The following is a 26,241-nucleotide window of genomic DNA, read 5'->3' on the forward strand; positions in this document are numbered from 1 at the left end:
CGCACCCTTATGAGGCGCATCCGACCCGTGTTGGCTTGTTTTTGGGTCAATTGGCGCAATGCGCTGTTCTGTGACAGCCTTGGGGACCGCTAACGGGTGTTACCGTCCAAAACGTGTAACCTCGCATCAGGAGTTTCATAGCAAAGCGCGTACCACACTGAGCGGCTAAAGCGTTTCAGTTAACGTCAATAGGAAAACTTGCAACGTTGCGACAGGTTTTTCCCGGATTTACCCGACGCGCCTTCATTTCATGCACGCAAACAAGAGCGCGCGCACACTTTCGGAGCAGTCATGAGCCACCCGTTGATTCTCGAACCACAAAAAACCGCAGACGCCTGTGTGATCTGGTTGCACGGCCTGGGGGCCGATCGTTACGACTTCATGCCGGTGGCCGAAGCCTTGCAGGAAGTTCTGCTGACCACCCGCTTCGTCATGCCCCAGGCGCCCACCCGTCCGGTGACCATCAACGGTGGCTATGAAATGCCCAGCTGGTACGACATCAAGGCCATGACCCCGGCGCGGGCGATCGATGAAGATCAACTGAAGGCTTCGGCCGAGCAGGTGATCGAGCTGATCAAGGCCGAACAGGCCAAAGGCATCGACCTGGCCCGTATCGTTCTTGCCGGTTTCTCCCAGGGCGGCGCGGTGGTGCTGCACACTGCTTATATAAAGTGGCAGGAAGCCCTGGGCGGGGTGATCGCCCTGTCGACCTATGCGCCGACCTTTACCCAGGAACGTGAACTGAGCGCTTGCCAGCAACGCACCCCGGCCCTGTGCCTGCACGGTGTCTACGACCCGGTGGTGCTACCGGCCATGGGCCGCAGCGCTTATGAACACCTCAAGCACTGGGGCATCAACGTTGAGTGGAAGGAATACCCCATGGAGCACGAAGTGCTGAACGAGGAAATCCGCGATATCGCTGTCTGGCTTACCGAACGCCTGCGTTAAAAGAAGACTTCCCTGTAGTTGTCGGTGCAATCCACTACGCCGCGCCCGATTCTTGCATTACACTGGCCGGCGTACATTCCTTAACCAATTGATGAGATGACCGTGCTCAAAGCACTCAAGAAGATGTTCGGCAAGAGCGAGGTTGAGCAACTCGCCACCGAAAGCGCTGCCCCCGTGATGCAGCCGCCCGCAGCACCCAAGGCCCCTGCCCCGGCCGCCCCGCTCAAGACCGAAGCCGAGGCTGCCCAACCGGCACGCGCCGAAAAGCCGGCCGAGCCCAAACCGCGCCGTGAGCGCAAGCCAAAACCTGCAGCCTCCACCTGGAAGCTGGAAGATTTCGTGGTCGAGCCGCAAGAAGGCAAGACCCGGTTCCATGATTTCAAGCTCTCGCCCGAGCTGATGCATGCGATCCACGACCTGGGCTTTCCTTACTGCACGCCGATCCAGGCACAAGTGCTGGGTCATACCCTGCGCGGCAAGGACGCCATTGGCCGCGCCCAGACCGGCACCGGCAAGACTGCCGCCTTCCTGATCTCGATCATTTCCCAGCTGCAGCAGACCCCGCCGCCGAAAGAGCGCTACATGGGCGAGCCACGGGCACTGATCATCGCCCCGACCCGCGAACTGGTGGTGCAGATCGCCAAGGACGCCGCGGCGCTGACCAAGTACACCGGCCTGAACGTGATGACCTTCGTTGGCGGCATGGACTTCGACAAGCAGCTCAAGGCCCTCGAAGCGCGCCACTGCGACATTCTCGTGGCTACCCCCGGCCGTCTGCTGGACTTCAACCAACGCGGTGAAGCCCACCTGGACATGGTCGAAGTGCTGGTACTGGACGAAGCCGACCGCATGCTCGACATGGGCTTCATCCCGCAGGTACGGCAGATCATCCGCCAGACCCCGCCGAAGAGCGAACGCCAGACCCTGCTGTTCTCCGCGACCTTCACCGAAGACGTGATGAACCTGGCCAAGCAGTGGACCACCGACCCGTCGATCGTCGAGATCGAGCCGGAGAACGTTGCCAGCGAAACCGTCGAACAGCACGTTTATGCCGTAGCCGGCAGCGACAAGTACAAGCTGCTGTACAACCTGGTGACCGAGAACAAGTGGGAACGGGTGATGGTCTTCGCCAACCGCAAGGATGAAGTGCGGCGCATCGAAGAACGCCTGGTACGCGATGGCGTCAACGCCGCCCAGCTGTCGGGGGACGTGCCCCAGCACAAGCGCATCAAGACCCTGGAAAACTTCCGCGAAGGCCGTATTACTGTGCTGGTCGCGACCGACGTCGCCGGTCGCGGTATCCACATCGACGGCATCAGCCATGTGATCAACTTCACCTTGCCGGAAGATCCGGACGATTACGTACACCGTATCGGCCGTACCGGTCGAGCTGGCACCAGCGGTGTGTCGATCAGCTTCGCCGGCGAGGATGACTCCTACCAGCTGCCTGCCATCGAAGAGCTGCTGGGTCGCAAGATCAGCTGCGAGATGCCGCCGACCGAACTGCTCAAGCCAGTGCCGCGCAAGCATCACTGAGTACTGACAGTCGTCTGAAAACGCAGCCCTGGCTGCGTTTTTTTATGTCGCTGATATTGTCCAAATAAACAAAGAGTCCATAATAGACAAAATAGTTTAATTGGAGACTCGTATGTCCACGCCTCTCGTCATCGATCAACAGCTCGCTCGCCAACTGCTGACCCAGGTGGATGTCCCGCAGATCCTGCGCAGCCTGTTCCGTGACCTGGCGGCCGGGCAAGCCGTGCAGCCGCCGCAACAGCTGGTGGAGTTCCCTGCCGGCCAGGGTGACTTCATCAACTACGGCGGGGTACTGGCGCAGGAACGTGTCTACGGTGTGAAAACCTCGCCTTACATCGTTCGCGAGCAAGGCCCGCTGGTCACCGCCTGGACCCTGCTGATGTCCATGGACAGCGGCCAGCCGCTGCTGCTGTGCGATGCTGGCGAACTGACCACCGCGCGTACCGCCGCCACCACCGCTGTCGCGGTCGATGCCCTGGCCGCCGCCAGTGCCCGGCGCCTGACAGTGATCGGCAGCGGCCCGATCGCCCGCGCCCACCTCCACTATGTTCGCGGCCTGCGCGAGTGGCAGGACATTCGCCTGTTCTCACCCAGCCTGGCCGGGCAAAGCGCCGAACAGCGCCAGGCGCTGCTTGACCTCGATCCACGCCTGACGCTCAGCGACAGCCTCGACCAGGCGCTGGAGGATGCCGATGTGATCATGCTGTGCACCTCCTCGGCCAGCCCGGTTATCGACCCGGCCACCTTGAGCAAACCGGCGCTGATCACCTCGATCAGCACCAATGCCGTGCGCGCCCATGAAGTACCGCCCGCCAGCCTCGGCGCCATGGATGTGTATTGCGACTACCGGGTAACCACCCCGGGCAGCGCTGGCGAAATGCGTATCGCGGCGGAGCAACATGGTTGGCAACCGGAAGGCATCGTCGGTGATCTGGCGCAGTTGTTGAGCAACCAGGCCCCTGCCCCGACTTACCAGCGCCACGCGTTCTTCCGTTCCATCGGTCTGGGCCTGGAAGACATCGCCCTGGCCAACGCCCTGTACCGCCTGCAGCGCGCCGACTGAGGAGATATCCATGCAACAGGCTGACTACATCATCATTGGTGCCGGTATCGCGGGCGCTTCCACCGGCTACTGGCTGGCCGCTCACGGCCGGGTGTTGCTGCTCGAACGCGAGTCGCAGCCGGGCTATCACTCCACCGGGCGTTCGGCCGCGCTGTATACCGCTGCTTATGGAACGCCGCAGGTGCGTGCCCTGACCCTGGCCAGCCGGGCGTTTTTCGATCATCCGCCGGCAGGCTTTGCCGAGCATCCGCTGCTCAGTCCGCGCGGGGAGATGACCGTCGACCTCACTGGCGATCCTGAAGAGCTGCAGCGTCAGTATCAAAGCGCCAAGGCCTGTGTGCCGGAAGTCGAACTGCTCAGCGCCGACCAGGCCTGCGCCCGCCTGCCGGTGCTGCGCCGCGACAAAGTCCACGGCGCCCTTTACGACCCGAGCGCCAGCGACATCGACACCGATGCCCTGCACCAGGGCTACCTGCGCGGTATCCGCCGTCAGCAGGGTGAAGTGCACAGCGATTGCGAGGTCCAGCAACTGAGCCGCGACGACAAGGGGCTCTGGCAGGTGCAGACCAACCGTGGCAGCTTCAGCGCACCGGTGCTGATCAACGCCGCTGGCGCCTGGGCCGACCACATCGGTGTACTGGCTGGTGCGCAAGCGCTTGGCCTGCAGCCCAAACGTCGCGCGGCCTTCATCTTCGCCGGCCCCGAGGGCGTCGACAGCCACGCCTGGCCGATGCTGGTCAGTCTCGACGAATCGTTCTACATGAAGCCCGACGCCGGCATGCTGCTCGGCTCGCCCGCCAATGCCGACCCGGTCGAACCCCATGACGTGCAGGCCGAAGAGCTGGACATTGCCATGGGCATCTACCAGATCGAAGAAGCCACCACCCTGAGCATTCGCCGGCCCACCCGCACCTGGGCCGGCCTGCGCAGCTTCGTTACCGACGGTGATCTGGTGGCCGGTTTCGACCCGCAGGTGCCCGGCCTGTTCTGGGTAGCGGCACAAGGTGGTTACGGCATCCAGACCTCGCCCGCCATGGGCCAGGCCAGCGCCGCCCTGGTGCGTGGCGAAGACCTGCCCGAGGCCCTCAAGGGTTTTGGCCTGAACGCCGCGATGCTTTCCCCGCGCCGCCTGCAGGGATGACGCGCCGCCGCGATTGCGGCACACTCGCAGCGCCCTTGTGCCAAGGGCGCTGACACCGCCTGGAGCCTGCCTGAATGTCGACCTCTCGCCCCGACCCTGTCCTGGACAACTACCGGGCCATCGCCGATGCCATTGCCACGCTGTTCTTCCCCCACGCCGAGGTGGTGCTGCACGACCTGCGCAGCCAGAAGATCGACTACATCGCCAACAACCTGTCGAAACGCGAGATCGGTGATGATGCCGCGCTGGAAGACCTGCTCGAGACCGGCACCGATGAAACCAATATCGGCCCCTACGAGAAGCTCAACTGGGACGGGCAGAAGATCCGCTCGCTGAGCACCGTATTGCGCAATGAAGCCGGCACGCCGCTGGCGGTGCTGTGCATCAACCTGAACATTTCCCTGTTCGAAAACGCCAGGGCCGCGCTGGACCTGTTCCTGTCGCCGAGCAAGCTGATTCCCCAGCCCGACGCGCTGTTTCGCGACGACTGGCAGGAGCGTATCAATACCTTCCTCAACAGCTGGCTACGCCAGCGCCAGTTGAGCCTGAACGTACTGACTCGCGAGCATAAACGCGAGCTGGTCCTGGCCCTGCACGCCGAAGGCGCGTTCAAGGGCAAGAGTGCGGCCAACTACGTGGCCAATGTGCTGGGGATGGGACGGGCGACAGTGTACAAGCACCTGAAGGAACTCAAGGCCTGAAGGGCTTCAGGCCTTGAGCGCGGCGATCAATCGCCGTAGATGTCGGTCTTGAAGTACTTCGACTGGATCTTCTGGTACTCGCCGTTGGCGCGGATGTCGTCGATGGCTTTGTTGAGTTTGCTCACCAGCGCCTCGTTACCTTTGCGCACCGCGATCCCGGCGCCTTCACCAACGTATTTCGGGTCCTTCAGCTCTGGACCGACGAAGGCATAGTCAGCCCCGCGCGGCATCGACAGGAAATCATCCAGGGGGATGGTGTCGGCGAAAATCGCATCGACACGCCCGGATGCCAGGTCCATGTAGATCTCTTCGTTATTGCTGTAACGCTTGATGATGATGCCCTTGGGCTCCAGCACTTCGGTGGCGTAGCGATCGGTGGTGGTGGCGCGCTGCACACCTACGGTCTTGCCCTTGAGGCTGGCGTACTGGTCATCGACCGTGGCGCCCTTCTTCATCACCAGCCGCGATGAGGTGAAGTAGTACTTGTGGGTAAAGTCGACCGACTTCTTGCGCTCGTCGGTGATGGTCATCGAAGACAGCGCGGCGTCGATCTTCTTCACTTTCAGCGAAGGTATCAGGCCGTCGAACTCCACCTCGTTCCACACGCATTTGACCTGCATCTGCGCGCACAAGGCATTGCCGATGTCGTAGTCGAAGCCGACGATCTCGCCTTTGTCGTTCTTCGAGGCAAAGGGTGGGTAAGCGGCTTCGATGCCGATGCGCAAGGTGTCTTCGGCGGCGAACAGGCTGCCGGCCATCAGGCTCAGGGCCAGACCACTGATCAGGGTGAAGTTCTTCATGCTGGGTCTCTCTCGCTCGTTATTGGAGGTGTGTTGCAAGACAGAGGGAAAGGGGGGCAGGCACGCGACGGCCTGGAATTATTTTGTACTTATAATTCCATACTGGACTTTATTGTATAAAAACTCAACAGGCAAAAAGCATGTGGGAGCCGGCATTGCCGGCGAGGGGCCAGTATTACCAACAACAAACGGTAAGCAGGTTCTGCGACCGCTTCGCGCTCGATCGCAGGCTACGCCAGCTCCCACAGGGATTCCACCAAGACCTGCAATGCCGCAGGCTACCAACGCCCCGCCGCGTCTTCATCACTCTGCTTGCCCTCGACCCAGCGCGGGCCGTCACCGGTCTGTTCTTTCTTCCAGAACGGTGCGCGGGTCTTGAGGTAGTCCATGATGAAATTGCAGGCATCGAACGCAGCCTGGCGATGAGCACTGGCCACGCCAACGAAGACGATCGGTTCGCCCGGCTCGAGCGCGCCGATGCGATGCAGAACCTCGACCTTGAGCAGCGGCCAGCGCTGCTCGGCCTCAACGACGATCTTGGCCAGGGCCTTTTCGGTCATGCCTGGATAGTGCTCCAGAAACATGCCCGCCACTTCCTGGCCGTCATTGAAGTCGCGCACGTAGCCAACAAAGCCGACCACCGCGCCAACACCGACATTGGCGGCATGCATGGCGTTGACTTCGACGCCCGGATCAAAGGCTGCGGTCTGGACACGAATGCTCATTTCAGCCTCCGGTCACGGGGGGAAAGAACGCCACTTCGTCGCCGTCTGTCACTGGCTCGTCAAGCTTGCACAGCTCTTCGTTACGCGCGCACATCAAGTTCTGTTCGCCCAGAACCTCATGCTTGCCACCCTTGGCGACCAACGCCTTGCGCACGTCGTCCAGGGTAGCGAACGCACCTTCGAGCTTCTCGCTATCGACGCCCAGCGCTTCGCGGTAACGCGCGAAATACATCACCTTGATGCTCATTTCACGTCATCCGCCTGGTAATGGCCGCTCTTGCCGCCGAGCTTTTCCAGCACCCGCACACCGTCGATGATCATGCCGCGGTCAACCGCTTTGCACATGTCGTAGATGGTCAGAGCGGCGACGCTGGCGGCGGTCAGGGCTTCCATTTCCACGCCGGTCTGCCCGGCCAGTTTGCAGCGCGCGACGATATAGACAGTGTCGTTGCCTTCGGCGCTGAGCTCGACCTTGACGCTGGTCAGCATCAGCGGATGGCACAACGGGATCAGGTCGCTGGTCTTCTTCGCCGCCTGGATACCGGCAATGCGGGCCACGGCGAAGACATCACCCTTGGGGTGCTCACCATCGACAATCATCTGCAGGGTTTGCGGGAGCATGCGTACCCGCGCTTCGGCCACAGCCTCACGCGAGGTCACGGCTTTATCGGTAACGTCGACCATAGTGGCCCGACCTTGGGAATCGAGATGAGTCAGCACAGCCTTCCTCCTGTTCAGGAGTAAAGAGTGTAAACCCAAGGGTGCGGATATCGCAGCGAAAAAAACCGGGCGGCAAGGCCGCCCGGTGGTTGTCGGTTACAGGTGCGTTTCGGCGTATTCGGCCAGAATCGAGCGCGGTACGCCCTGCAGGGTGATGTGCACGCCGTTGGGGAAGTCTTTGAAACGCTCGGTCAGGTAGGTCAGGCCCGAGCTGGTAGCGGACAGGTAAGGGGTGTCGATCTGCGCCAGGTTACCCAGGCAGATCACCTTCGAACCGGTACCGGCACGGGTGATGATGGTTTTCATCTGGTGCGGGGTAAGGTTCTGGCATTCGTCAATCAGGATCAGGCTCTGCTGGAAGCTGCGGCCGCGAATGTAGTTCAGCGATTTGAACTGCAGCGGCACCCGTTCAAGGATGTAGTCGACACTGCCATGGGTGTTTTCATCATCCATGTGCAGCGCTTCGAGGTTGTCGGTGATCGCCCCGAGCCATGGCTCCATTTTCTCGGCTTCGGTGCCCGGCAAAAAGCCGATCTCCTGGTCCAGCCCCTGTACGCTGCGGGTGGCGATGATGCGCCGGTAACGCTTGCTGACCATGGTCTGCTCGATGGCCGCGGCCAGGGCGAGGATGGTTTTACCGGAACCGGCGGCACCGGTCAGGTTGACCAGGTGAATGTCCGGATCAAGCAGCGCGAACAAGGCCAGGCTCTGATGGATGTCACGCGGTTTCAGGCCCCAGGCTTCCTGGTGCAGCAGAGGCTCCTGGTGCAGGTCGAGCAACAGCAGCTCGTCGTCCTTGATGCCCTTGATCCAGCCAACGAAACCCTGCTCGTCAATGATGAACTCGTTGATGTGCACCGCCGGCAGGTTGTCGATCATTTGCACCCGGTGCCAGGTGCGGCCACGCTCCTGACGGGTCTCGACCTTGCTGACCCGGTCCCAGAACGACCCGGTGACACTGTGATAGCCCTTGGACAACAGGGACACGTCGTCAACCAGCTGGTCGGTGCTGTAGTCCTCGGCCGCGATCCCACAGGCGCGGGCCTTGAGGCGCATGTTGATGTCTTTGGTCACCAGCACCACATCCATGTCCTTGCGCCGGCTACGCAGCTCAAGCAACTGGTTGATGATGATGTTGTCGTTGAGGGTTTCCGGCAGCAGGCGGTTGGGCTCGTTGCGCGGGCTCATCAGGATGGACAGAAAGCCCTTGGGCCCGCTCTTGCCACGCTGGATTGGCACGCCCTGTTCAACGTCAGCTGGCGTGGCATCGCCCAGGGTCTGGTCGATCAGGCGGATGGCCTGGCGACATTCAGCGGCGATGGTGTGCTTTCCGGTCTTGAGTTTGTCGAGCTCCTCCAGCACCGTCATCGGTATGGCGACGTGGTGCTCCTCGAAATTGAGCAATGCGTTTGGATCGTGGATCAGTACATTGGTATCGAGCACATAAAGGATTGGCTGGTTGGAGGAAGTGGTGCGTCCTTGATCATCCATACTCGGTCACCTTTGTGGAAGCCATACAACGCAATACCTGAACGGTGCTGCGCCGTGAAGTGGCCGCCGGTTCTCCCCTGGTCCGCGTCGTTACGGGTGGGAAGCTGCCCTCACAGAAAATGGTGCCCAATGACGCCACCTGTGATGCAGGGTTCGGCGGTCTGTCTTCTTGATACCGCAAAACCCATGACCGGAAAAAGCATTTTTACGTATTTTTGAAGTTTATTTTTCGTGATGACACTTAGCCCTTGGCGCGGGGTCAAAGCACCGCTACAGTCATAAATCAGGCCCAGTGAATTGCGTGTAACATTTTCTTGCTGGACGCACAGTTCTCACCCTGATTTCAGCTTTTTCCGGCAAAATGCCGGCAATCTTCCCAACCAATACCGCTTTGTGCCGTCTGCTTGAGCAGCCAGGCCACGGCCTCCTGCGCTTTGGGTTGGGCGTCGTGAAACTGGATCAGCCCGCGACGCCAGAGCAGCATCAGGGTCAGCACCCGTTGTGCCGACTGTTCGCCACTCAAGGCGCTCTGGTCCTGGCCATCGATGTTCCACAACACCACCTGTAACCCCTGGCTGGCGAAGAAGTCCTGGCTGTCGGCCCGGCGCTGGCCATAGGGTGGCCTGAACAGCGGCACATACTGATCGGGCAGGTCCGCCTGCACCCGGGCCTGACTGCGCAGCACCGATTGCTGCCAGTCCTGCCATTGCCCGTGGGAGCGGTACTGCCAGCCTTGAATCCCCACGCACTGGCCTTTGTAGAGGGCGCGCAGGTCGGTCAGCGAGGTCTTGTCGCGGCGCATTTGCAGGCTGTTGCCGAGCACAAAGAAGGTGGCGCCGAGTTTCTGCCGGCGCAGGTACTCGGTCAGGCCATCGGTGCCACCGCCGACTGTGCCGGGGCCAGCGTCGAAGGTCAGCATGAACAAGCGGTCATTGAGTTCAGCGCCGTTGCGCTCCAGCGCCGAGTAACGCTCGATCTCGCTGGCGATCTGCGGAAACAGCGCGGCTTTGCGCAACAACTCGTCCAGGTAGCGCTGATGGAACTCGCGGCTCGGTTCAGCCCAGCCGGCATAGAAGGAATCGCTGGCCACGGTGAACTTCGCTGCCTGCTGGCGCAGCTCGGCCTGCCCGTCGATGGCATAACAGAACGAGGCATCCTGTTCGCAACTTTGCTGGGCCAGGTCATAGTTGCGCCACAATTGCTGCCACAGGCGCGCGCGCACCTGGTTGATCGACAGCAGATTGATCTGCTTGAGGCCCAGGCGGGCTGCCAGCGCCGGTTCGTCGAGCGCTTCGCTGGCCGCAAGGGCCTGGGAAAAGCCAAGAATCTCGGCCCGCGAGGCGACATCGAACAGCGCCGGGCTGTCGAGTTGCTCTGGCCAGTGGCTACGGTCGAAGGTTGTCGGCGCCACAGGCGCGGCTTGCACCGCAGCAGCCAACAGTCCGGTCAGTAGTAGAAAAGCAATGCGCACGATCGAGCTCCCCGATTTCCTCGCCGCGCACTATAGCGTCAAGCGTCGGGATGGTCTGTGGCTATCAACGTCATAGCTGGAGATCAGCGCCCCCGCCCCGTAGAATCGGCGCCACGATTTCAGGAGCCCGACCGATGCTGACGGTGATTTCCCCCGCCAAGACCCTCGACTACGACACCCCGCCGGTGACCCAGCGCTACACCCAGCCGCAGTACCTGGATGACTCCCAGGAGCTGATCGTGCAGCTGCGCGAGCTGTCACCCGCGCAGATCAGCGAGCTGATGCACCTCTCCGACAAACTCGCTGGCCTCAATGCCGCGCGCTTCGGCAGCTGGACTCCGGCCTTCACCCCGGAAAACGCCAAGCAGGCGCTGCTGGCCTTCAAGGGTGATGTGTACACCGGGCTGGACGCCGAAAGCCTGAGCGAAGACGACTTCAGCTACGCCCAGGATCACCTGCGCATGCTCTCGGGGCTGTACGGTCTGCTGCGGCCGCTGGACCTGATGCAACCTTACCGCCTGGAAATGGGCACCAAGCTGGCCAATGCCCGCGGCAAGGACCTGTATGCCTTCTGGGGCACGCGCATCAGCGAATGGCTGAACCAGGCCCTGGCCGAGCAAGGCGACGACCTGCTGCTCAACCTTGCCAGCAACGAGTACTTCAGCGCGGTCAAACGCAATGCGCTCAAGGCACGGATCATCAACACCGAGTTCCGCGACTTCAAGAACGGCCAGTACAAGATCATCAGCTTCTACGCCAAGAAAGCCCGCGGGATGATGAGCCGCTTCGTGATCCAGGAACGCATCAACGATCCCGAGCAGCTCAAGCAGTTCGATGTGCAGGGCTACTACTACAGTGCCGAGCAATCGAAGCCGGACAATCTGGTGTTTCTACGCGATCACCCGGACGAGTAAAAGCATCGCGGGGCAAGCCCGCTCCCACAGTAATTATATTGCCCCGGTGGGAGCGGGCTTGCCCCGCGATAACGCCAATATTGCAAAACGCCACCAAGACCATTCGTAATTTTTTGACGAAATTCAAAAAATATTTCCCGATACTGGCAATAAAACATCCCTCCCCGAGTTCGCCCTTTATATACAGGGACGAAACTGCCCAGTGCTATCAAATTGAAAGTAATGGCACTTCAATAATTATTTAAAAATCTTTCACGCTCAGCGAACTGCCCTCGGAACTTATCCCCTCGCCCATCGCTCATAGCACCGGTAACGATTCTCGAGCATCGTGTAAGAGATGACCTACAACGAACCCAGGAGATCCGCGCCCTACAAAACTCGTCCCAGTGGTTGATTTCAAAGGATTTTATCCGCTTGAAAGAGCAAGCACTGCAGTATCCGGACACGGAACTGCAATAAAGACGGCTGCATTTAAGGGCACGTCCATAACTATTGGCCATTGGCTGCCAACTTTGAGTGCAGATTATTTTGCACTCCACATTTATATGCCTGCGCACGGTGAAGTGACATCTTTTTGCCACAACTTCGTTCGCCCGGACATTGCTGGTTAATCAACCCGGCCTGGCTCCGAAAGTTGAGCCGGCATGATAAACACATGAGGTGATAGCGATGCGTATCAGTATCTTTGGTTTGGGTTATGTGGGTGCAGTCTGTGCTGGCTGTCTGTCCGCACGGGGTCATGAAGTGATTGGCGTGGATGTTTCCAGTACCAAGATCGACCTGATCAACCAGGGCAAATCGCCAATTGTCGAACCCGGGCTTGAAGCCCTCTTGCAACAGGGCATCGACACCGGCCGCCTGCGTGGCACCACCGACTTTGCCGCGGCGATCCGCGACAGCGACCTGTCGATGATCTGCGTCGGTACGCCGAGCAAGAAGAACGGTGATCTGGGCCTGGAATACATCGAGTCGGTGTGCCGCGAAATCGGCTTCGTGCTGCGCGAAAAAGCCAGCCGCCACACCATCGTGGTACGCAGCACCGTGCTGCCGGGCACGGTGAAAAACGTGGTGATCCCGATTCTCGAAGACTGCTCCGGGAAAAAAGCCGGCGTCGATTTCGGCGTGGCAGTCAACCCTGAGTTCCTGCGAGAAAGCACCGCAATCAAGGATTACGACCAGCCACCGATGACGGTCATCGGCGAGCTGGACAAGGCCAGCGGCGACGTTCTGCAGTCGCTGTATGAAGAGCTCGACGCACCGATCATCCGCAAGGACATCGAAGTGGCCGAGATGATCAAGTACACCTGCAACGTCTGGCACGCGGCGAAAGTGACCTTCGCCAACGAGATCGGCAACATCGCCAAGGCGGTCGGTGTCGATGGCCGCGAAGTGATGGACGTGGTCTGCCAGGACAAAGCCCTGAACCTGTCGCAGTACTACATGCGCCCGGGCTTTGCCTTCGGCGGTTCGTGCCTGCCCAAGGATGTGCGCGCCCTGACCTACCGCGCCAGCAGCCTGGACGTGAAGGCGCCGCTGCTCAACTCGCTGATGACCAGCAACGAGTCCCAGGTGCAGAACGCCTTCGACATCATCGAAAGCCATGACAAGCGCAAGGTCGCCCTGCTCGGTCTGAGCTTCAAGGCCGGCACCGACGATCTGCGCGAAAGCCCGCTGGTGGAGCTGGCCGAGCGCCTGATCGGCAAGGGCTACGAGCTGAACATCTACGACAGCAACGTTGAGTACGCCCGCGTCCACGGGGCGAACAAGGACTACATCGAGTCGAAGATCCCGCACGTCTCCTCCTTGCTCAACGCCGACTTCGACCAGGTCATCCACCACGCCGACGTGATCGTCCTGGGCAACCGCGACGAGAAGTTCCGCGCCCTCGCCCAGCAAGCGCCGGAAGGCAAACAGGTCATCGACCTGGTCGGGTTCATGAACAAGGCCAGCTCGCCGGCCACCCGCACCGAAGGTATCTGCTGGTAACCCGGCAGGTTGCGCAGGGCCTTCGGGCCTTGCGCACCACCCTATTCCCCTCTCTGGATACGGATGCAGAACATGCAAAGGCTCAAGCACGGCCTGCTACAGGTCGCCGGTTGGCTGTTCTACGTGAGCCTGCTCATGTTGATCGCCCTGGCCTTGCCCAACTCCATTTTCGACCCCGACTCGAAGGACTTCATTTTCCTCGTCGGTGCCGTCGGTATCTGGCGCTATTCCATGGGTGCCACGCACTTTGTGCGCGGCATGCTGTTTCTCTATGTGGTCTATCCGCTGCTGCGGCGCAAGGTGCGCAAGCTCGGCAGCGCCGCTGATCCCTCGCATGTCTACCTGATGGTCACCAGCTTTCGCATCGACGCCCTGACCACCGCCCAGGTCTACAGCTCGGTGATCCGCGAGGCGATCGACTGCGGCTACCCGACCACGGTGGTCTGCTCGCTGGTGGAAATGTCCGACGAGCTGCTGGTGAAAAGCCTCTGGGAAAAATTCAATCCGCCAGACCGTGTCACCCTGGACTTCGTGCGTATCGCCGGGACCGGCAAGCGTGACGGCCTGGCCTACGGTTTTCGTGCCATCTCCCGCCACTTGCCGGACGAGAATGCCGTGGTCGCGGTGATCGACGGCGACACCGTGCTCGGTGAAGGCGTAGTGCGCAAGACCGTGCCGTGGTTCAAGCTGTTCGGCAATGTCGGCGGCCTGACCACCAACGAGTTCTGCGAAGTGCGCGGCGGCTACATCATGAGCGAGTGGCACAAGCTGCGCTTCGCCCAGCGCCACATCAACATGTGTTCGATGGCCCTGTCCAAGCGCGTGCTGACCATGACCGGGCGCATGTCGGTGTTCCGCGCCGCGGTGGTCACCAACCCCGAATTCATCGCCGACGTCGAAAACGACTCGCTGCAGCACTGGCGCCTTGGCCGCTTCAAGTTCCTCACCGGTGACGACAAGTCCAGCTGGTTCAGCCTCATGCGCCTGGGCTACGACACCTTCTACGTACCGGACGCGGCGATCAACACGGTCGAGCACCCGCCGGAAAAAAGCTTCATCAAGGCCAGCCGCAAGCTGATGTACCGCTGGTACGGCAACAACCTGCGGCAGAACTCGCGGGCCCTGGGCCTGGGGATCCGTCGCCTGGGCCTGTTCACCAGCGTGGTGCTGTTCGACCAGCGCGTGTCGATGTGGACCAGTTTGCTTGGCCTGACCGTTGCGCTGATTGCCAGCCTGAAATTCGGCCCGGCGTTCCTGTTGGTGTACCTGCTGTGGATCGGCATCACCCGCCTGATCCTGACGTTCATGCTGCTGTGCTCGGGCCACAACATCGGTCCGGCCTACCCGCTGATCCTTTATTACAACCAGATCGTCGGCGCGATCATGAAGATCTACGTGTTCTTCCGCCTCGACAAGCAGTCCTGGACGCGCCAGCCAACTGCCCTCAAACGCGACCTCGCGAGCTTTCAACAATGGTTCAACACCTGGTCCTCCCGGACCATGACCTTCTCGGCGGCCAGCATCTTCATTGCTGTGCTGTTCATGGTCGTGTGAGCCGGAAACCGATTGGATTAAACAGGAACAAATCGCCATGAATACCGCCGTGAACATCAATGTCGTGCATGAGTCCGAAGCCCAGCGCCAGCACGCCCGGGTGCGTATCCCGGCCAAGTTGCGTTACCTGGGCAGCAGCCGCGAAACCCTGGAAGTGAAGGTCGACGACCTGTCCGCCGGGGGCCTGAGCTTCCATGCCAAGCAGCCGTTGAAAGTCGGCGAGGTGTCACGCGGGCGCTTGCAGTTCACCGTCGACAAGCTCGGCCTGGCCATGGACATCGAGTTCCAGGTGCGCTCCTTCGACCCGTCCAGCGGCCGTACCGGCGTGCAGTTCCAGAACCTTGAGCCGCGCGACATCGCCACCCTGCGCCACATCATCACTTCGCACTTGTCGGGCGAGCTGATCACCGTTGGCGATGTGCTCAGCACCCTGCAACGCGACAACTTCACCAAGGCGCGCAAACACAAAGATGCCAACGGCGGCATGAGCGCCCTTGGCCGCCTGCGTGCGGTGACCTTCAGCCTCGGCGTGTTCGTGGTTGGCGTGGCGGCGTTTGGCTTCATCGCCAAGTCGGTGTACGGCCTGTACTTCGTCAGCCATGCCCAGGCCGGTGTGGTCAGCGTGCCAACCACCAACGTCACCATGCCTCGCGACGGCACCGTGCAAGGCCTGGTCGAGAGTGGTGGGCAGATCGTCAAAGGTGCGCCGCTGGCGTCGTTCAGCACCAGCATGCTGGACATGCTCAAGGGCCACCTGGACGACCAGCAGCTTGAACCGAGCAAGGTCGAAGAGCTGTTCGGCAAACAGATGAGCGGCACCCTGACCAGTCCTTGCGATTGCGTGGTCGCCCACCAACTGGTGGATGACGGCCAGTACGCGAGCAAAGGCCAGGTGATCTTCCAGCTGATTCCGCGCACGGTTAATCCGAGCGTCGAGGCGCGCTTCAGCTATCGCCAGTTCGATGACGTCCAGCCAGGTACCCGGGTCAACTTCCAGATCGCTGGCGAAGACGAATGGCGCACGGGCCAGATCGTCAGCAGCACCAGCCTGAACAGCGAAGACCTGTCTTCGGACATTCGCGTGCAGATCAAACCCGAAGGCGCACTGCCCAGCGAACTGGCTGGCCGCCCGGTGGCAGTGGACAGCAACCGTGGCCCGTCGCTGGACTGGCTGATCGACAAAGCCGTGGCCCGTGGGCTTTAAGGGAGACATTCCGGTGAACGCCAAAATTGCCTCCATCCCCGTGGGAGCCGGCCTTGCCGGCGATGGGTTGCGCAGCAGCCCCAATGGGCAAGGCTACGCCTTGCTTCGCCGGCAAGGCCGGCTCCCACAAAGGACCAGCTATATCCTGAATTTGTGCAGCCTGGCCTTGGCCATCAGCCTGACCGGTTGCGCCGGCCTGCCCGACCAGCGCCTGGCCAACGAAGCCCTCAAGCGCGGCGACACCGCCCTGGCCGAACAGAACTACCGGCAGCTGGCCGACCTCGGTTACAGCGAGGCCCAGGTCGGTCTGGCCGATATCCAGGTGGAAACCCGCGACCCGGCCAAACTCAAGCAAGCCGAAGCGACCTACCGCGCCGCCGCCGATATCTCGCCGCGTGCCCAGGCCCGCCTCGGTCGCCTGCTGGCGGCCAAGCCGGACGCCACCGAAGCCGAGCGCCAGGAAGCCGAAGCCCTGCTCAAGAAAGCCTTCGCCAATGGCGAAGGCAACACCCTGATCCCGCTGGCGATGCTCTACCTGCAATATCCGCAGAGTTTCCCCGGCACCAATGCGCAACAGCAGATCGATCAGTGGCGCACCGCAGGCTACCCGGAAGCGGGCCTGGCCCAGGTGCTGCTGTATCGCACCCAGAACACCTACGACCAGCACCTGGCAGACGTCGAGCGGATCTGCAAAGCCGCGCTGACGACCACCGACATCTGCTACGTCGAGCTGGCCACCGTATACCAGAAACGCGGCCAGGCTGATCAACAAGCCGCGCTGCTCGAACAGCTGAAAAGCGCTTACCAGCGCGGTGCGATTCCGGCCACGCGGGTCGACAGCACGGCCCGCGTACTGGCTGACCGCAGCCTGGGCCAGACCGACGAAAAAACCGCGCAAGCCTTGCTGGAGCAGGTCGCACCGGTCAATCCCGGCTCCTGGGTCAGCCTCGCGCAACTGCTCTATGACTTCCCCGAGCTGGGCGACACCGACAAGCTGATGGCGTACATCGACAAGGGCCGCGCCGCTGAACAGCCTCGCGCCGAACTGTTGCTCGGTCGCCTGTACTACGAAGGCAAGACCGTTCCCACTGATGCACAGCAGGCCGAAACCCACCTGCTCAGCGCCGCCAATGCCGGCGAGATCAGTGCCCATTACTACCTCGGCCAGCTCTATCGCCGTGGTTACCTGGGCAACGTCGATCCGCAGAAAGCCGTCGACCACCTGCTCCGCGCCGCCCGCGGCGGCCAGCTCAGCGCCGACTATGCCCTCGCCCAGTTGTTCAGCGAAGGCCATGGCATCCGCCAGGACCTGGTCAATGCCTGGGTCTTCAGTCAGCTGGCGCAAGCCAACCCCAGCGACCAATCGCGTGAGCTGGCCGCCCAGCTCGACCAGCAACTCACCCCAGCGCAGAAGGCCCAGGCCGAGCGCCTGTTGCAGCAAGAGTGCCAGGCCCGTGGCGCCATTGGCCAGGACGCAGGTGCCCTGGCTTTGCAGGCTGTGCAACAACCCGTAGAAGGCGAGGACTTCCTATGACACTCAACCCGTGGATGAAAGCCGGCCTCGGCCTTGGCTTCGCCCTGCTCTGGTCGTGCCCGACCCTGGCGGCGATGACCGCTGAAAAGAACTTCGGCCTGGACGTGAAAATCACCGCCCAGTCCGAAGACGACCGCGACCTCGGCACCCGCTCCGGCGGTGACGTCAACGGCATGGGTCTGGACCTGCGCCCCTGGGTCTATGGCGAGCGCGGCAACTGGAGCGCCTTCGCCATGGGCCAGGCGGTAGCCGCTACCGACATCATCGAGACCGACACCCTGCGCCAGTCCGGTGACGAAGCCGAATCTGACAACAGCAGTGCCGATGGCCGCGAAGCCGACAAGAGCTACCTGGCGATGCGTGAGTTCTGGGTCGGCTACAGCGGCCTGACCGCCTACCCCGGCGAACAGCTGCGTTTCGGTCGCCAGCGCCTGCGCAACGACGACGGCATGTGGCGCGACACCAACATCGAAGCGCTGAACTGGACCTTCGACACCACCCTGCTGCGCGCCAACCTGGGCGTCGCCGAGCGCTTCAGTGAGTACCGCACCGACCTCACCGAGCTGGCCCCGGAAGACAAGGACCGCCTGCACGTCTACGGCGATGTCGCCAGCCAGTGGACGCCTGGGCACTGGGTCGGTCTGCGCGCCCATCACACCCATGACGACGGCAACCTGAAAAGCCCCGGCAAAACCGTCGATGCGCTGGACAAGACCCGCACCGGCGACCTCACCTGGCTGGGCCTTGAGGCCAACAGCGACGCCTACAACTGGCGCAACCAGAACCGCGTCAACTATTGGGGCAGCGTGACCTGGCTGACCGGCGATCGCGACAGCCTCAACACCACCACCGTCAACGGTGAACAGGTCGCCAGCGGCAAGCAGAGCGGCGACGTCAACGCCTGGGCCACCGACCTCGGTATCCGCTTGCGCCTTGATCCCAACTGGCAAGTCGGCGCCGCCTATGCGCGTGGCAGCGGCGGTGGCGGCAGCGACGGTTCGGGCAATTACGAGCAGACCGGCCTGGAAAGCAACCGCTCCAACTTCACCGGCACCCGCTCGCGCGTGCATCGCTTCGGCGAGGCCTTCCGTGGCGAGCTGGGCAACCTCCAGGCCGCGACCCTGTTCACTTCCTGGCAGCTGCGCGACGACTACGACGCCAGCCTGATCTACCACAAATTCTGGCGCGTCGATGGCGACCAGAACATCGGCAGCAGCGGCATCAACGCGGTGGTCGAGGACAACGGCATCAACCGTCCGCTGATCCAGGGAGAGAAAGACCTCGGCCAGGAAATGGACGTGGTGGTCACCAAGTACTTCAAGCAGGGTCTGTTGCCCGCCTCCTTGAGCCAGTCGGTCGACGAGCCGTCGGCGCTGGTGCGTTTGCGTGCCGGGGTGTTCAAGCCGGGAGATGCCTATGGCAAGGACACCGACTCGTACATGCACCGCGCCTTCGTCGACGTGGTCTGGCGCTTCTGATGCCTGGAGTGCACTGATATGAGCCTTCAATCGAACACCCTGCACGGCTTGCTGGCCGGCACTCTGCTGCTGGCCAGCAGCATCGCCCTGGCCAACAGCCAGGCCCCGGTGCCGGTGGCCAAAGGACTGCAACAAGCCAAGACCTACACGGTCAGCAGTGCGCCGATCGAACCGCTGCAGATTCCGCCGCCGACCCTGCCCGACCTGTCCGGCTATACCGCAGAAGCCGTGCAGAAGAAAATCGAACGCACGCACAAGGGCAAAGTCTCGGTGCGGCGCATGCTGCAGGAAAATGCGCTCAAGGAGTTCATCGGCGGCGACAACAAGATGGCCGAGTGGGTGGCGCGTCAACACGGTATCCCTCAGGCGATCTTCATCGATGACGGCCATGTCGATTTCACCGAGCTGAGCAAGCGCGTGCCCAAGCAGTACCTGAGCGAAACCTCACCAGGCGTGTACCTGGCGCGCCTGCCGATCGTGGTCGGTGCCAAGGGCGTGCTGGAGATCGACGCCAAGGTCAAGGAACTGCGCCTGTCCCAGGAAGGCGGCTCCTTCATCGTCAACGACGGCAAACTGTTCGTCACCGATACCAAAGTGACCGGCTGGCGCGAGAAGGACAACGGTCCGGCGACGTTCCGTTCGCCCAACGAGTTCCGCCCGTTCCTGCTGTCCTGGGGCGGCACCGAGACTTATATCGTCAACAGCCAGATGGCCAGCTTCGGCTACGCCAAGAGCAAGTCCTACGGGGTGAGCATTTCCCAGTACACGCCGAACATGGCCAAGCAGATGGGCCGCGCCGAACCCACCGGCTGGATCATCGGGTCAGAGTTCAGCGACATGTGGTACGGCTTCTACTGCTACGAAACCAGCGACTTCGTGGTCAAGGACAGCACCTACCGCGACAACATCGTCTACGGCATCGACCCGCACGACCGTTCGCATCGGCTGATCATCGCCGGCAACACCGTGTACGGCACCAAGAAAAAGCACGGGATCATCGTCTCCCGCGAGGTCAACGACAGCTGGATCATCAACAACAAGAGCTATGACAACAAGCTCTCGGGCGTGGTGATCGACCGTAACAGCGTCAACAACCTGATCGCCTACAACGAGATTTACCGCAACCACACCGACGGCATCACCCTGTACGAGAGCGGCGACAACCTGATCTGGGGCAACAAGCTGATCAACAACCGCCGCCACGGCATTCGCGTGCGCAACAGCGTCAACATCCGCCTCTACGAAAACGTCGCCATGGCCAACGGCCTGGTCGGGGTGTACGGGCACATCAAGGACCTCTCCGACACCGACCGCGACATTGCCCTCGACCCGTTCGACACCAAGGTCTCGCTGATCGTCGTCGGTGGCGAACTGGCGGCCAACGGCAGCGGCCCGTTGTCGATCGACTCGCCGTTGAGCGTGGAACTGTACCGGGTCTCGATGCTGGCCCCGAGCAAGGCCAGCGGCATCAGCTTTTCCGGGGTGCTGGGTGAGCGTCAGGACGAGATCCTCGACCTGATGGTGCGCCAGCAGAAAGCCGTATTGATCGACCCGGTCGAGCGCCAGACCGAAATGGCGGATTAAGGAAGCCACGACATGACTCCACATCTGATGAAACTGCTTGGCCTGAGCGCTGCCTTACTGGCGATCAACAACAGCGCGCATGCCGACACCGTACAAGCGCCGACCTTCAGCGCCGAACCCTGCTGCCAGTTGTGCCCCGAAGCGCACGACGCCAGCCGCTACACCACGCGCTATCAGCAGAACTTCACCACCCTGGTGCAGGCCCAGGGTGACTGGCTGTTCCGTACCCGCGAAGATCTGCGCACCGAATTCCAGACCACCCCCGCTGGCTACAAACGCCTGCAACAGCTGCATGACGCCTTCAAGGCACGCGGCATCGAATTGGTGGTGGTCTACCAGCCGACCCGTGGCCTGGTGAACCGCAACATGCTCAAGCCAGCCGAGAAAGCCGCGTTCAACTACGAGAAAGCCCTGGGCAACTACCAGGCGATGCTCGCCCGCTTCAGCAAGATGGGCTACAACGTGCCCGACCTGTCGCCGCTGACCAACGAACAACTGGCCGCCGCCGACCAGGGCAAGGACTTCTACTTCCGTGGTGACCAGCACTGGACGCCCTATGGCGCCGAGCGTGCGGCGAAGATCGTCGCCGACACCGTGCACAACATGCCGGCCTTCGCCGACATCCCCCGGCGCGAATTCGAGAGCCACAAGTCCGGACGCATGGGCAAGACCGGCACCCTGCACAACGTCGCCGGGCAACTGTGCGGTACCAGTTATGCGGTGCAGTACATGGACCAGTTCGTCACCGAGCCCAAAGGCGAGAGTGGCAGCGACGACCTGTTCGGCGATTCCGCCAATCCAAAAATCACCCTGGTCGGCACCAGCCACAGCGGCAAGAACTACAACTTCTCCGGTTTCCTCGAACAGTACATCGGTGCCGACGTACTCAACGTCGCCTTCCCTGGCGGTGGCCTGGAAGGCTCGATGATCCAGTACCTGGGCAGCGACGACTTCAAGAACAACCCGCCGAAGATCCTCATCTGGGAGTTCTCGCCGCTGTATCGCCTGGACCAGGAAACCATCTGGCGGCAGATGCTCGCCCTGCTCGACAACGGCTGCGAAGGCAAGCCGGCGCAGTTGCATGCCAGTGCCACGCTCAAGCCGGGCAAGAACGAACTGATGGTCAACGGCAAGGGCGGCGTGATCAAGGACCTGACCAATGGCCGTCACCAGCTGGACTTCAAGTTCGAAGACACCTCGGTCAAGGTGCTGCAGGCCACGCTCTGGTACCTGAACGGCCGTCATGAAGACGTGAAAATCGAAAAGCCGGAAACCTCCGACACCGATGGCCGCTTCGCTTTCCAGCTGCGCGAAGACGAGGACTGGGCCAGCCAGACCCTGCTCGCAGTGGAAGTCCAGGGCCCGGAGAGCGGCACCCAGAAAGTCGAAGCGACGCTCTGCAAACGCAACAACTTCGCCGCTGCGCAACGTACTGCGCAGGCCGGGCAGTGAGGCACACCATGCACATCAGCAAACTGACGGCTCCAGCCCTGCTCGCCCTGGCCCTGTTCGGCCCGGCCGCGCAGGCCGCCGGCCTGGTTCCACCGCAGGGTTACTACGCCGGGATCGAAAAACTCAAGACCGGCCCCAGCGACTACAAGTGCGAGGCCATCCCCAAGCCTTATACCGGCAAGCTGCAATTTCGCAGCAAGTACGAAGGTTCGGACAGCGCTCGCGCAACCTTGAACAAAGCCTCGGAAAAAGCCTTCCGCGACTCCACCGCGAGCATAACCACGCTTGAGCGCGGGGTCAGCAAACAGGTCATGCAATACATGCGCGACGGCCGTCCGCAGCAGCTCGATTGCACCCTGGAATGGTTGAGCAGCTGGGCCCGCGCCGATGCGTTGATGTCGACCGACTACAACCACACCGGCAAGTCCATGCGCAAATGGGCGCTGGGCAGCCTGAGTTCGTCGTGGCTGCACTTGAAATTTTCCAACTCCCAACCCCTGGCCGCGCATCAGCAGGAAGCCGAACTGATCGAAAAATGGTTCGCGCGCCTGGCCGATCAGGTGGTCAAGGACTGGAGCGATCTGCCGCTGGAAAAGATCAACAACCACTCCTACTGGGCCGCCTGGTCGGTGATGGCCACTGCCGTGGCGACCGACCGCCGCGACCTGTTCAACTGGTCGGTGAAGGAATACCGGGTGGCGGCTAACCAGATCGACGCGCAGGGTTTCCTGCCCAACGAGCTCAAGCGCAAGCAACGCGCCCTGGCCTACCACAACTACGCCCTGCCGCCACTGGCGATGATCGCCAGCTTTGCCCAGGCCAATGGTGTCGATGTGCGTCCCGAAAACAACGGCGCACTTGAACGCTTGGGTAAACGAGTGCTGTCCGGGGCGAAAGACCCGAGCCCGTTCAAGGCCAAGAGCGGTGAGAAACAAGCCATGGGCGACCTCAAGGTCGACAGCAAATACGCCTGGCTCGAACCCTGGTGCAGCCTTTACCGCTGCGGTGCCGATGCGCTGAAGAAAAAGCACGACATGCAGCCATTCAGGAATTTCCGCCTCGGCGGTGACCTGACCCGGGTCTACGACCCGCAGGCCGAGCAGAAAAAATAGCGAGCGACGCTAGTCCCTGTGGGAGCTGGCGAAGCCGGCGATGCAAGGCACAGCCTTGCTGGTTTGTGGGGCTGCTGTGCAGCCCATCGCCTGCTCCGCCAGCTCCCACAGTTTAGGTTTCCCCGACGATGTTGCGTGGGGGGTTTGGGGGGCTGCTGCCCCGATTGTGGATAACGACAAGGAGAGATCGGGATGGTGTTCTCGTCCAATGTGTTCCTGTTCCTGTTCCTGCCGATCTTTCTCGGCTTGTACTACTTGAGCGGGCAACGCTATCGCAACGCACTGCTGCTGCTGGCCAGCTACCTGTTCTATGCCTGGTGGCGGGTGGACTTTCTCGCCCTGTTCGCCGGGGTCACCCTGTGGAACTACTGGATCGGCCTGAAAGTCGGCGCCGCCGGCGTGCGCACCCAGTCAGCGCAGCGCTGGCTACTGCTCGGGGTGGTGGTCGACCTGTGCATCCTCGGCTATTTCAAATACGCCAACTTCGGTGTCGACAGCCTCAACGCGATCATGACCTCGTTCGGTCTTGAGCCGTTCATCCTCACCCACGTGCTGTTGCCGATCGGTATCTCGTTCTACATTTTCGAGTCGATCAGCTACATCATCGACGTCTACCGCGGCGACACCCCGGCCACCCGCAACCTGATCGACTTCGCCGCCTTCGTCGCGATCTTCCCGCACCTGATCGCCGGCCCGGTGCTGCGCTTCAAGGACCTGGCCGACCAGTTCAACCACCGCACCCACACCCTCGACAAGTTTTCCGAAGGCTGCACACGGTTCATGCAGGGCTTCATCAAGAAAGTGTTCATCGCCGACACCCTGGCGGTGGTCGCCGACCATTGCTTCGCCCTGCAGAACCCGACCACCGGCGACGCCTGGCTCGGTGCCCTGGCCTACACCGCGCAGCTGTACTTCGACTTCTCCGGCTACAGCGACATGGCCATCGGCCTGGGCCTGATGATGGGTTTCCGCTTCATGGAAAACTTCAAGCAGCCCTACATCAGCCAGTCGATCACCGAGTTCTGGCGGCGCTGGCACATCAGCCTGTCGACCTGGCTGCGCGACTACCTGTACATCACCCTCGGCGGCAACCGCGGCGGCACCTTCGCCACCTACCGCAACCTGTTCCTGACCATGTTGCTGGGCGGCCTGTGGCACGGCGCCAACTTCACTTACATCATCTGGGGTGCGTGGCACGGCATGTGGCTGGCCATCGAGCGAGCCCTGGGCCTGGACACCAACCCACAGCGCTTCAACCCGGTGAAATGGGCCTTCACCTTCCTGCTGGTAGTGATCGGCTGGGTGATCTTCCGCGCCGAAAACCTCGACGTCGCCGCGCGCATGTACGGCGCCATGTTCAGCTTCGCTGACTGGCAGCTGTCCGAGCTCAACCGCGCCAACCTTACCGGCCTGCAAGTGGCAACCCTGCTGGTGGCCTACGCGACCCTGGCGTTCTTCGGCCTGCGCGACTTCTACCGCAACGCCAGACCTGTACCCAAGGCCAGCCCGGTGGCCGTGCAGGCCGACGGCAGCCTGAGCCTGGACTGGGGCCTGTATGCCACCCGCGCGCTGGTGCTGCTGCTGTTTATCGCCTCGATCCTGAAACTCTCGGCGCAAAGCTACTCGCCGTTTCTCTACTTCCAGTTCTGAGTGAGCCGACCATGACCCGATCATTACGCAAACTCTATTCCGTGCTGTTCCTCGCCCTGCTCCTGGGCCTGGGTATCTGGTCGCTGGGCGGCTTGGGCAGCTTCCAGCGCAGCGCGCAGATGAGCGTGCTCGACGGCAAGCTGGCCAAAGCCGCCGAGACCCATTACGACGAGCAGTTCCCGCTCAAGCGCATCGGCACCAACCTGTGGGCGGCGCTGGATTTCAAACTGTTCAACGAAGGCCGCCCCGGCGTGGTGCTGGGGCGCGAGCAGTGGCTGTTCAGCGACGAGGAATTCAAACCGGTCGCCAACAGCGATCAGTTCGAACAGGAAAACCTGGCGCTGATCCGCGGCGTACGCGACACCCTGCAACAGCGCGGCGTGCAGTTGGTGCTGGCGATCGTGCCGGCCAAGGCGCGGCTGTATAGCGAGTACCTCGGCGATCAGACCCCGGCCAGCCTGCACGCTGACCTGTACAACGAGTTCCATGCCCAGGCTCGTCAGGCCGGGGTCTTCGCTCCCGACCTGCTGACCCCGTTGCAGAGCGCCAAGGCCCGTGGCCAGGTGTTCCTGCGCACCGACACGCACTGGACGCCACTGGGCGCCGAAGTGGCGGCCCAGCACCTGGCCGAAGCCGTCAGCCGCCAGAACCTGCTCAACGGCGAACCGCAGCAGTTCATCACCGAACAGCGCCAGAGCGCGCCCTACAAAGGCGACCTGACCAACTTCCTGCCGCTCGACCCGCTGTTCAGCAACCTGCTACCAGCGCCGGACACCCTGCAAAAGCGCAGCACCCGCCCGGCTGCAGCCGAGGGCGAAAGTGGCGACGCCTTGTTCGCCGACAACGAAATCCCGGTGGCGCTGATAGGCACCAGCTACAGCGCCAACCCCAACTGGAACTTCCTCGGCGCGCTGCAGCAGGCCCTGCGCAGTGACGTGGTCAATTACGCCGAAGACGGCCATGGCCCGCTGCTGCCGATGCTCAAGTACCTGCAGAGCGAGGCCTTCAAGGACAGCGCCCCGCAAGTGCTGATCTGGGAGTTCCCGGAACGCTATCTGCCAATGAAAAACGACCTCAGCGACTTCGATCCGCAGTGGATCGCCCAGCTGAAGAAAACCCGTAACGCCAATCATGACCTGGCCCTGTCGTCCAATCGGACGCAACACTGAGAGGTAAC

22 protein-coding genes are annotated in these 26,241 nt (G+C 61.9%); 16 read left to right on the top strand and 6 right to left on the bottom strand.

Features of this window, described 5'->3' with window-relative positions; all coding sequences use genetic code 11:
* The first annotated feature begins 291 nt into the window (after window positions 1–291).
* From AC07OF_RS07350 to AC07OF_RS07370, 5 genes are all read left to right on the top strand, one after another.
* Window positions 292–948 carry an alpha/beta hydrolase gene (locus AC07OF_RS07350; protein ID WP_476446553.1) on the top strand — a complete coding sequence of 219 codons (657 nt, stop codon included), beginning with the start codon at window positions 292–294 and terminating at the stop codon, window positions 946–948.
* A 102-nt stretch (window positions 949–1,050) separates the two neighbouring features.
* Window positions 1,051–2,484, top strand: a complete 1,434-nt coding sequence (rhlB, locus tag AC07OF_RS07355) for an ATP-dependent RNA helicase RhlB (protein ID WP_232478235.1) — start codon at window positions 1,051–1,053, stop codon at window positions 2,482–2,484.
* Between the two features lie 112 nt (window positions 2,485–2,596).
* Complete coding sequence (locus AC07OF_RS07360; RefSeq protein WP_495072701.1) at window positions 2,597–3,547, top strand: ornithine cyclodeaminase family protein; 951 nt, start codon at window positions 2,597–2,599, stop codon at window positions 3,545–3,547.
* A gap of 10 nt (window positions 3,548–3,557) precedes the next feature.
* Window positions 3,558–4,688 (top strand): NAD(P)/FAD-dependent oxidoreductase, encoded by a 1,131-nt coding sequence (locus AC07OF_RS07365; RefSeq protein WP_495072702.1) that lies wholly within the window; start codon window positions 3,558–3,560, stop codon window positions 4,686–4,688.
* 74 nt (window positions 4,689–4,762) lie between these two features.
* Window positions 4,763–5,389 (top strand): helix-turn-helix transcriptional regulator, encoded by a 627-nt coding sequence (locus AC07OF_RS07370; protein WP_495072703.1) that lies wholly within the window; start codon window positions 4,763–4,765, stop codon window positions 5,387–5,389.
* Window positions 5,390–5,415: 26 nt separating this feature from the next.
* On the opposite strand, the gene AC07OF_RS07375 is transcribed toward AC07OF_RS07370, so the two are convergent.
* The 6 genes from AC07OF_RS07375 to AC07OF_RS07400 form a co-directional block, all read right to left on the bottom strand.
* Window positions 5,416–6,189, bottom strand: a complete 774-nt coding sequence (locus AC07OF_RS07375; RefSeq protein WP_157191211.1) for an ABC transporter substrate-binding protein — start codon at window positions 6,187–6,189, stop codon at window positions 5,416–5,418.
* A gap of 278 nt (window positions 6,190–6,467) precedes the next feature.
* The gene (gene moaE, locus AC07OF_RS07380; protein ID WP_461530579.1) at window positions 6,468–6,914 is read right to left on the bottom strand and encodes a molybdopterin synthase catalytic subunit MoaE; all 447 of its coding nucleotides are present in this window, start codon (window positions 6,912–6,914) and stop codon (window positions 6,468–6,470) included.
* A gap of 1 nt (window position 6,915) precedes the next feature.
* On the bottom strand, window positions 6,916–7,161 hold the full coding sequence (moaD, locus tag AC07OF_RS07385) for a molybdopterin converting factor subunit 1 (RefSeq protein WP_107025070.1): 246 nt from the start codon (window positions 7,159–7,161) through the stop codon (window positions 6,916–6,918).
* Window positions 7,158–7,634, bottom strand: a complete 477-nt coding sequence (moaC, locus tag AC07OF_RS07390; RefSeq protein WP_038607116.1) for a cyclic pyranopterin monophosphate synthase MoaC — start codon at window positions 7,632–7,634, stop codon at window positions 7,158–7,160. Before moaC ends, moaD begins: the two co-directional genes overlap by 4 nt.
* Window positions 7,635–7,730: 96 nt before the next feature.
* Window positions 7,731–9,125 (bottom strand): PhoH family protein, encoded by a 1,395-nt coding sequence (locus AC07OF_RS07395; protein WP_038607114.1) that lies wholly within the window; start codon window positions 9,123–9,125, stop codon window positions 7,731–7,733.
* Between the two features lie 343 nt (window positions 9,126–9,468).
* Entirely contained in the window at window positions 9,469–10,596 is a 1,128-nt protein-coding gene (locus tag AC07OF_RS07400; protein WP_495072704.1) for a polysaccharide deacetylase family protein, read from the bottom strand.
* Window positions 10,597–10,730: 134 nt separating this feature from the next.
* Between AC07OF_RS07400 and yaaA the strand changes: the two genes are divergently transcribed.
* The 11 genes from yaaA to AC07OF_RS07455 all read left to right on the top strand — a co-directional run bounded on the left by yaaA (window position 10,731) and on the right by AC07OF_RS07455 (window position 26,233).
* Window positions 10,731–11,510: a peroxide stress protein YaaA gene (gene yaaA / locus AC07OF_RS07405; RefSeq protein ID WP_038607110.1), complete on the top strand. Its 780-nt coding sequence runs from the start codon at window positions 10,731–10,733 to the stop codon at window positions 11,508–11,510.
* A gap of 669 nt (window positions 11,511–12,179) precedes the next feature.
* Complete coding sequence (algD, locus tag AC07OF_RS07410; RefSeq protein ID WP_157191208.1) at window positions 12,180–13,496, top strand: GDP-mannose 6-dehydrogenase; 1,317 nt, start codon at window positions 12,180–12,182, stop codon at window positions 13,494–13,496.
* 63 nt (window positions 13,497–13,559) lie between these two features.
* Complete coding sequence (alg8, locus tag AC07OF_RS07415; RefSeq protein ID WP_191831060.1) at window positions 13,560–15,050, top strand: mannuronan synthase; 1,491 nt, start codon at window positions 13,560–13,562, stop codon at window positions 15,048–15,050.
* A 37-nt stretch (window positions 15,051–15,087) separates the two neighbouring features.
* Window positions 15,088–16,254, top strand: a complete 1,167-nt coding sequence (locus AC07OF_RS07420) for a PilZ domain-containing protein (protein WP_495072705.1) — start codon at window positions 15,088–15,090, stop codon at window positions 16,252–16,254.
* 100 nt (window positions 16,255–16,354) lie between these two features.
* Entirely contained in the window at window positions 16,355–17,788 is a 1,434-nt protein-coding gene (algK, locus tag AC07OF_RS07425) for an alginate biosynthesis TPR repeat lipoprotein AlgK (RefSeq protein WP_495072736.1), read from the top strand.
* Window positions 17,785–19,266 (top strand): alginate export family protein, encoded by a 1,482-nt coding sequence (locus tag AC07OF_RS07430; RefSeq protein WP_495072706.1) that lies wholly within the window; start codon window positions 17,785–17,787, stop codon window positions 19,264–19,266. The genes algK and AC07OF_RS07430 overlap by 4 nt, the downstream gene beginning before the upstream one ends.
* Window positions 19,267–19,284: 18 nt before the next feature.
* Window positions 19,285–20,850, top strand: coding sequence for a mannuronan 5-epimerase AlgG (gene algG / locus AC07OF_RS07435; RefSeq protein WP_157191204.1), 1,566 nt, complete (start codon window positions 19,285–19,287; stop codon window positions 20,848–20,850).
* 12 nt (window positions 20,851–20,862) lie between these two features.
* Window positions 20,863–22,302 carry an alginate O-acetyltransferase gene (locus AC07OF_RS07440; RefSeq protein ID WP_495072707.1) on the top strand — a complete coding sequence of 480 codons (1,440 nt, stop codon included), beginning with the start codon at window positions 20,863–20,865 and terminating at the stop codon, window positions 22,300–22,302.
* An 8-nt stretch (window positions 22,303–22,310) separates the two neighbouring features.
* Window positions 22,311–23,414 (top strand): mannuronate-specific alginate lyase, encoded by a 1,104-nt coding sequence (locus AC07OF_RS07445; RefSeq protein ID WP_476446545.1) that lies wholly within the window; start codon window positions 22,311–22,313, stop codon window positions 23,412–23,414.
* Window positions 23,415–23,606: 192 nt separating this feature from the next.
* A complete protein-coding gene (locus AC07OF_RS07450; protein WP_157191201.1) occupies window positions 23,607–25,064 on the top strand; it encodes an MBOAT family O-acyltransferase in 1,458 nt (485 codons plus the stop codon).
* Between the two features lie 11 nt (window positions 25,065–25,075).
* Window positions 25,076–26,233 (top strand): alginate O-acetyltransferase, encoded by a 1,158-nt coding sequence (locus tag AC07OF_RS07455; RefSeq protein WP_495072708.1) that lies wholly within the window; start codon window positions 25,076–25,078, stop codon window positions 26,231–26,233.
* Window positions 26,234–26,241: the final 8 nt, after the last annotated feature.

This window comes from Pseudomonas sp. GW821-FHT10B02 (assembly GCF_059415665.1).

What these genes read in the sequence shown, in the direction of transcription:
- algD (WP_157191208.1), top strand. Translation starts at nt 12,180, where the DNA reads ATGCGTATCAGTATCTTTGGTTTGGGTTATGTGGGTGCAGTCTGTGCT.
- AC07OF_RS07430 (WP_495072706.1), top strand. Translation starts at nt 17,785, where the DNA reads ATGACACTCAACCCGTGGATGAAAGCCGGCCTCGGCCTTGGCTTCGCC.
- AC07OF_RS07445 (WP_476446545.1), top strand. Translation starts at nt 22,311, where the DNA reads ATGCACATCAGCAAACTGACGGCTCCAGCCCTGCTCGCCCTGGCCCTG.
- AC07OF_RS07420 (WP_495072705.1), top strand. Translation starts at nt 15,088, where the DNA reads ATGAATACCGCCGTGAACATCAATGTCGTGCATGAGTCCGAAGCCCAG.
- AC07OF_RS07440 (WP_495072707.1), top strand. Translation starts at nt 20,863, where the DNA reads ATGACTCCACATCTGATGAAACTGCTTGGCCTGAGCGCTGCCTTACTG.
- AC07OF_RS07395 (WP_038607114.1), bottom strand. Translation starts at nt 9,125, where the DNA reads ATGGATGATCAAGGACGCACCACTTCCTCCAACCAGCCAATCCTTTAT.
- AC07OF_RS07375 (WP_157191211.1), bottom strand. Translation starts at nt 6,189, where the DNA reads ATGAAGAACTTCACCCTGATCAGTGGTCTGGCCCTGAGCCTGATGGCC.
- AC07OF_RS07365 (WP_495072702.1), top strand. Translation starts at nt 3,558, where the DNA reads ATGCAACAGGCTGACTACATCATCATTGGTGCCGGTATCGCGGGCGCT.
- moaD (WP_107025070.1), bottom strand. Translation starts at nt 7,161, where the DNA reads ATGAGCATCAAGGTGATGTATTTCGCGCGTTACCGCGAAGCGCTGGGC.
- AC07OF_RS07350 (WP_476446553.1), top strand. Translation starts at nt 292, where the DNA reads ATGAGCCACCCGTTGATTCTCGAACCACAAAAAACCGCAGACGCCTGT.
- algG (WP_157191204.1), top strand. Translation starts at nt 19,285, where the DNA reads ATGAGCCTTCAATCGAACACCCTGCACGGCTTGCTGGCCGGCACTCTG.
- moaE (WP_461530579.1), bottom strand. Translation starts at nt 6,914, where the DNA reads ATGAGCATTCGTGTCCAGACCGCAGCCTTTGATCCGGGCGTCGAAGTC.
- AC07OF_RS07360 (WP_495072701.1), top strand. Translation starts at nt 2,597, where the DNA reads ATGTCCACGCCTCTCGTCATCGATCAACAGCTCGCTCGCCAACTGCTG.
- AC07OF_RS07370 (WP_495072703.1), top strand. Translation starts at nt 4,763, where the DNA reads ATGTCGACCTCTCGCCCCGACCCTGTCCTGGACAACTACCGGGCCATC.
- AC07OF_RS07450 (WP_157191201.1), top strand. Translation starts at nt 23,607, where the DNA reads ATGGTGTTCTCGTCCAATGTGTTCCTGTTCCTGTTCCTGCCGATCTTT.
- yaaA (WP_038607110.1), top strand. Translation starts at nt 10,731, where the DNA reads ATGCTGACGGTGATTTCCCCCGCCAAGACCCTCGACTACGACACCCCG.
- AC07OF_RS07455 (WP_495072708.1), top strand. Translation starts at nt 25,076, where the DNA reads ATGACCCGATCATTACGCAAACTCTATTCCGTGCTGTTCCTCGCCCTG.
- alg8 (WP_191831060.1), top strand. Translation starts at nt 13,560, where the DNA reads ATGCAGAACATGCAAAGGCTCAAGCACGGCCTGCTACAGGTCGCCGGT.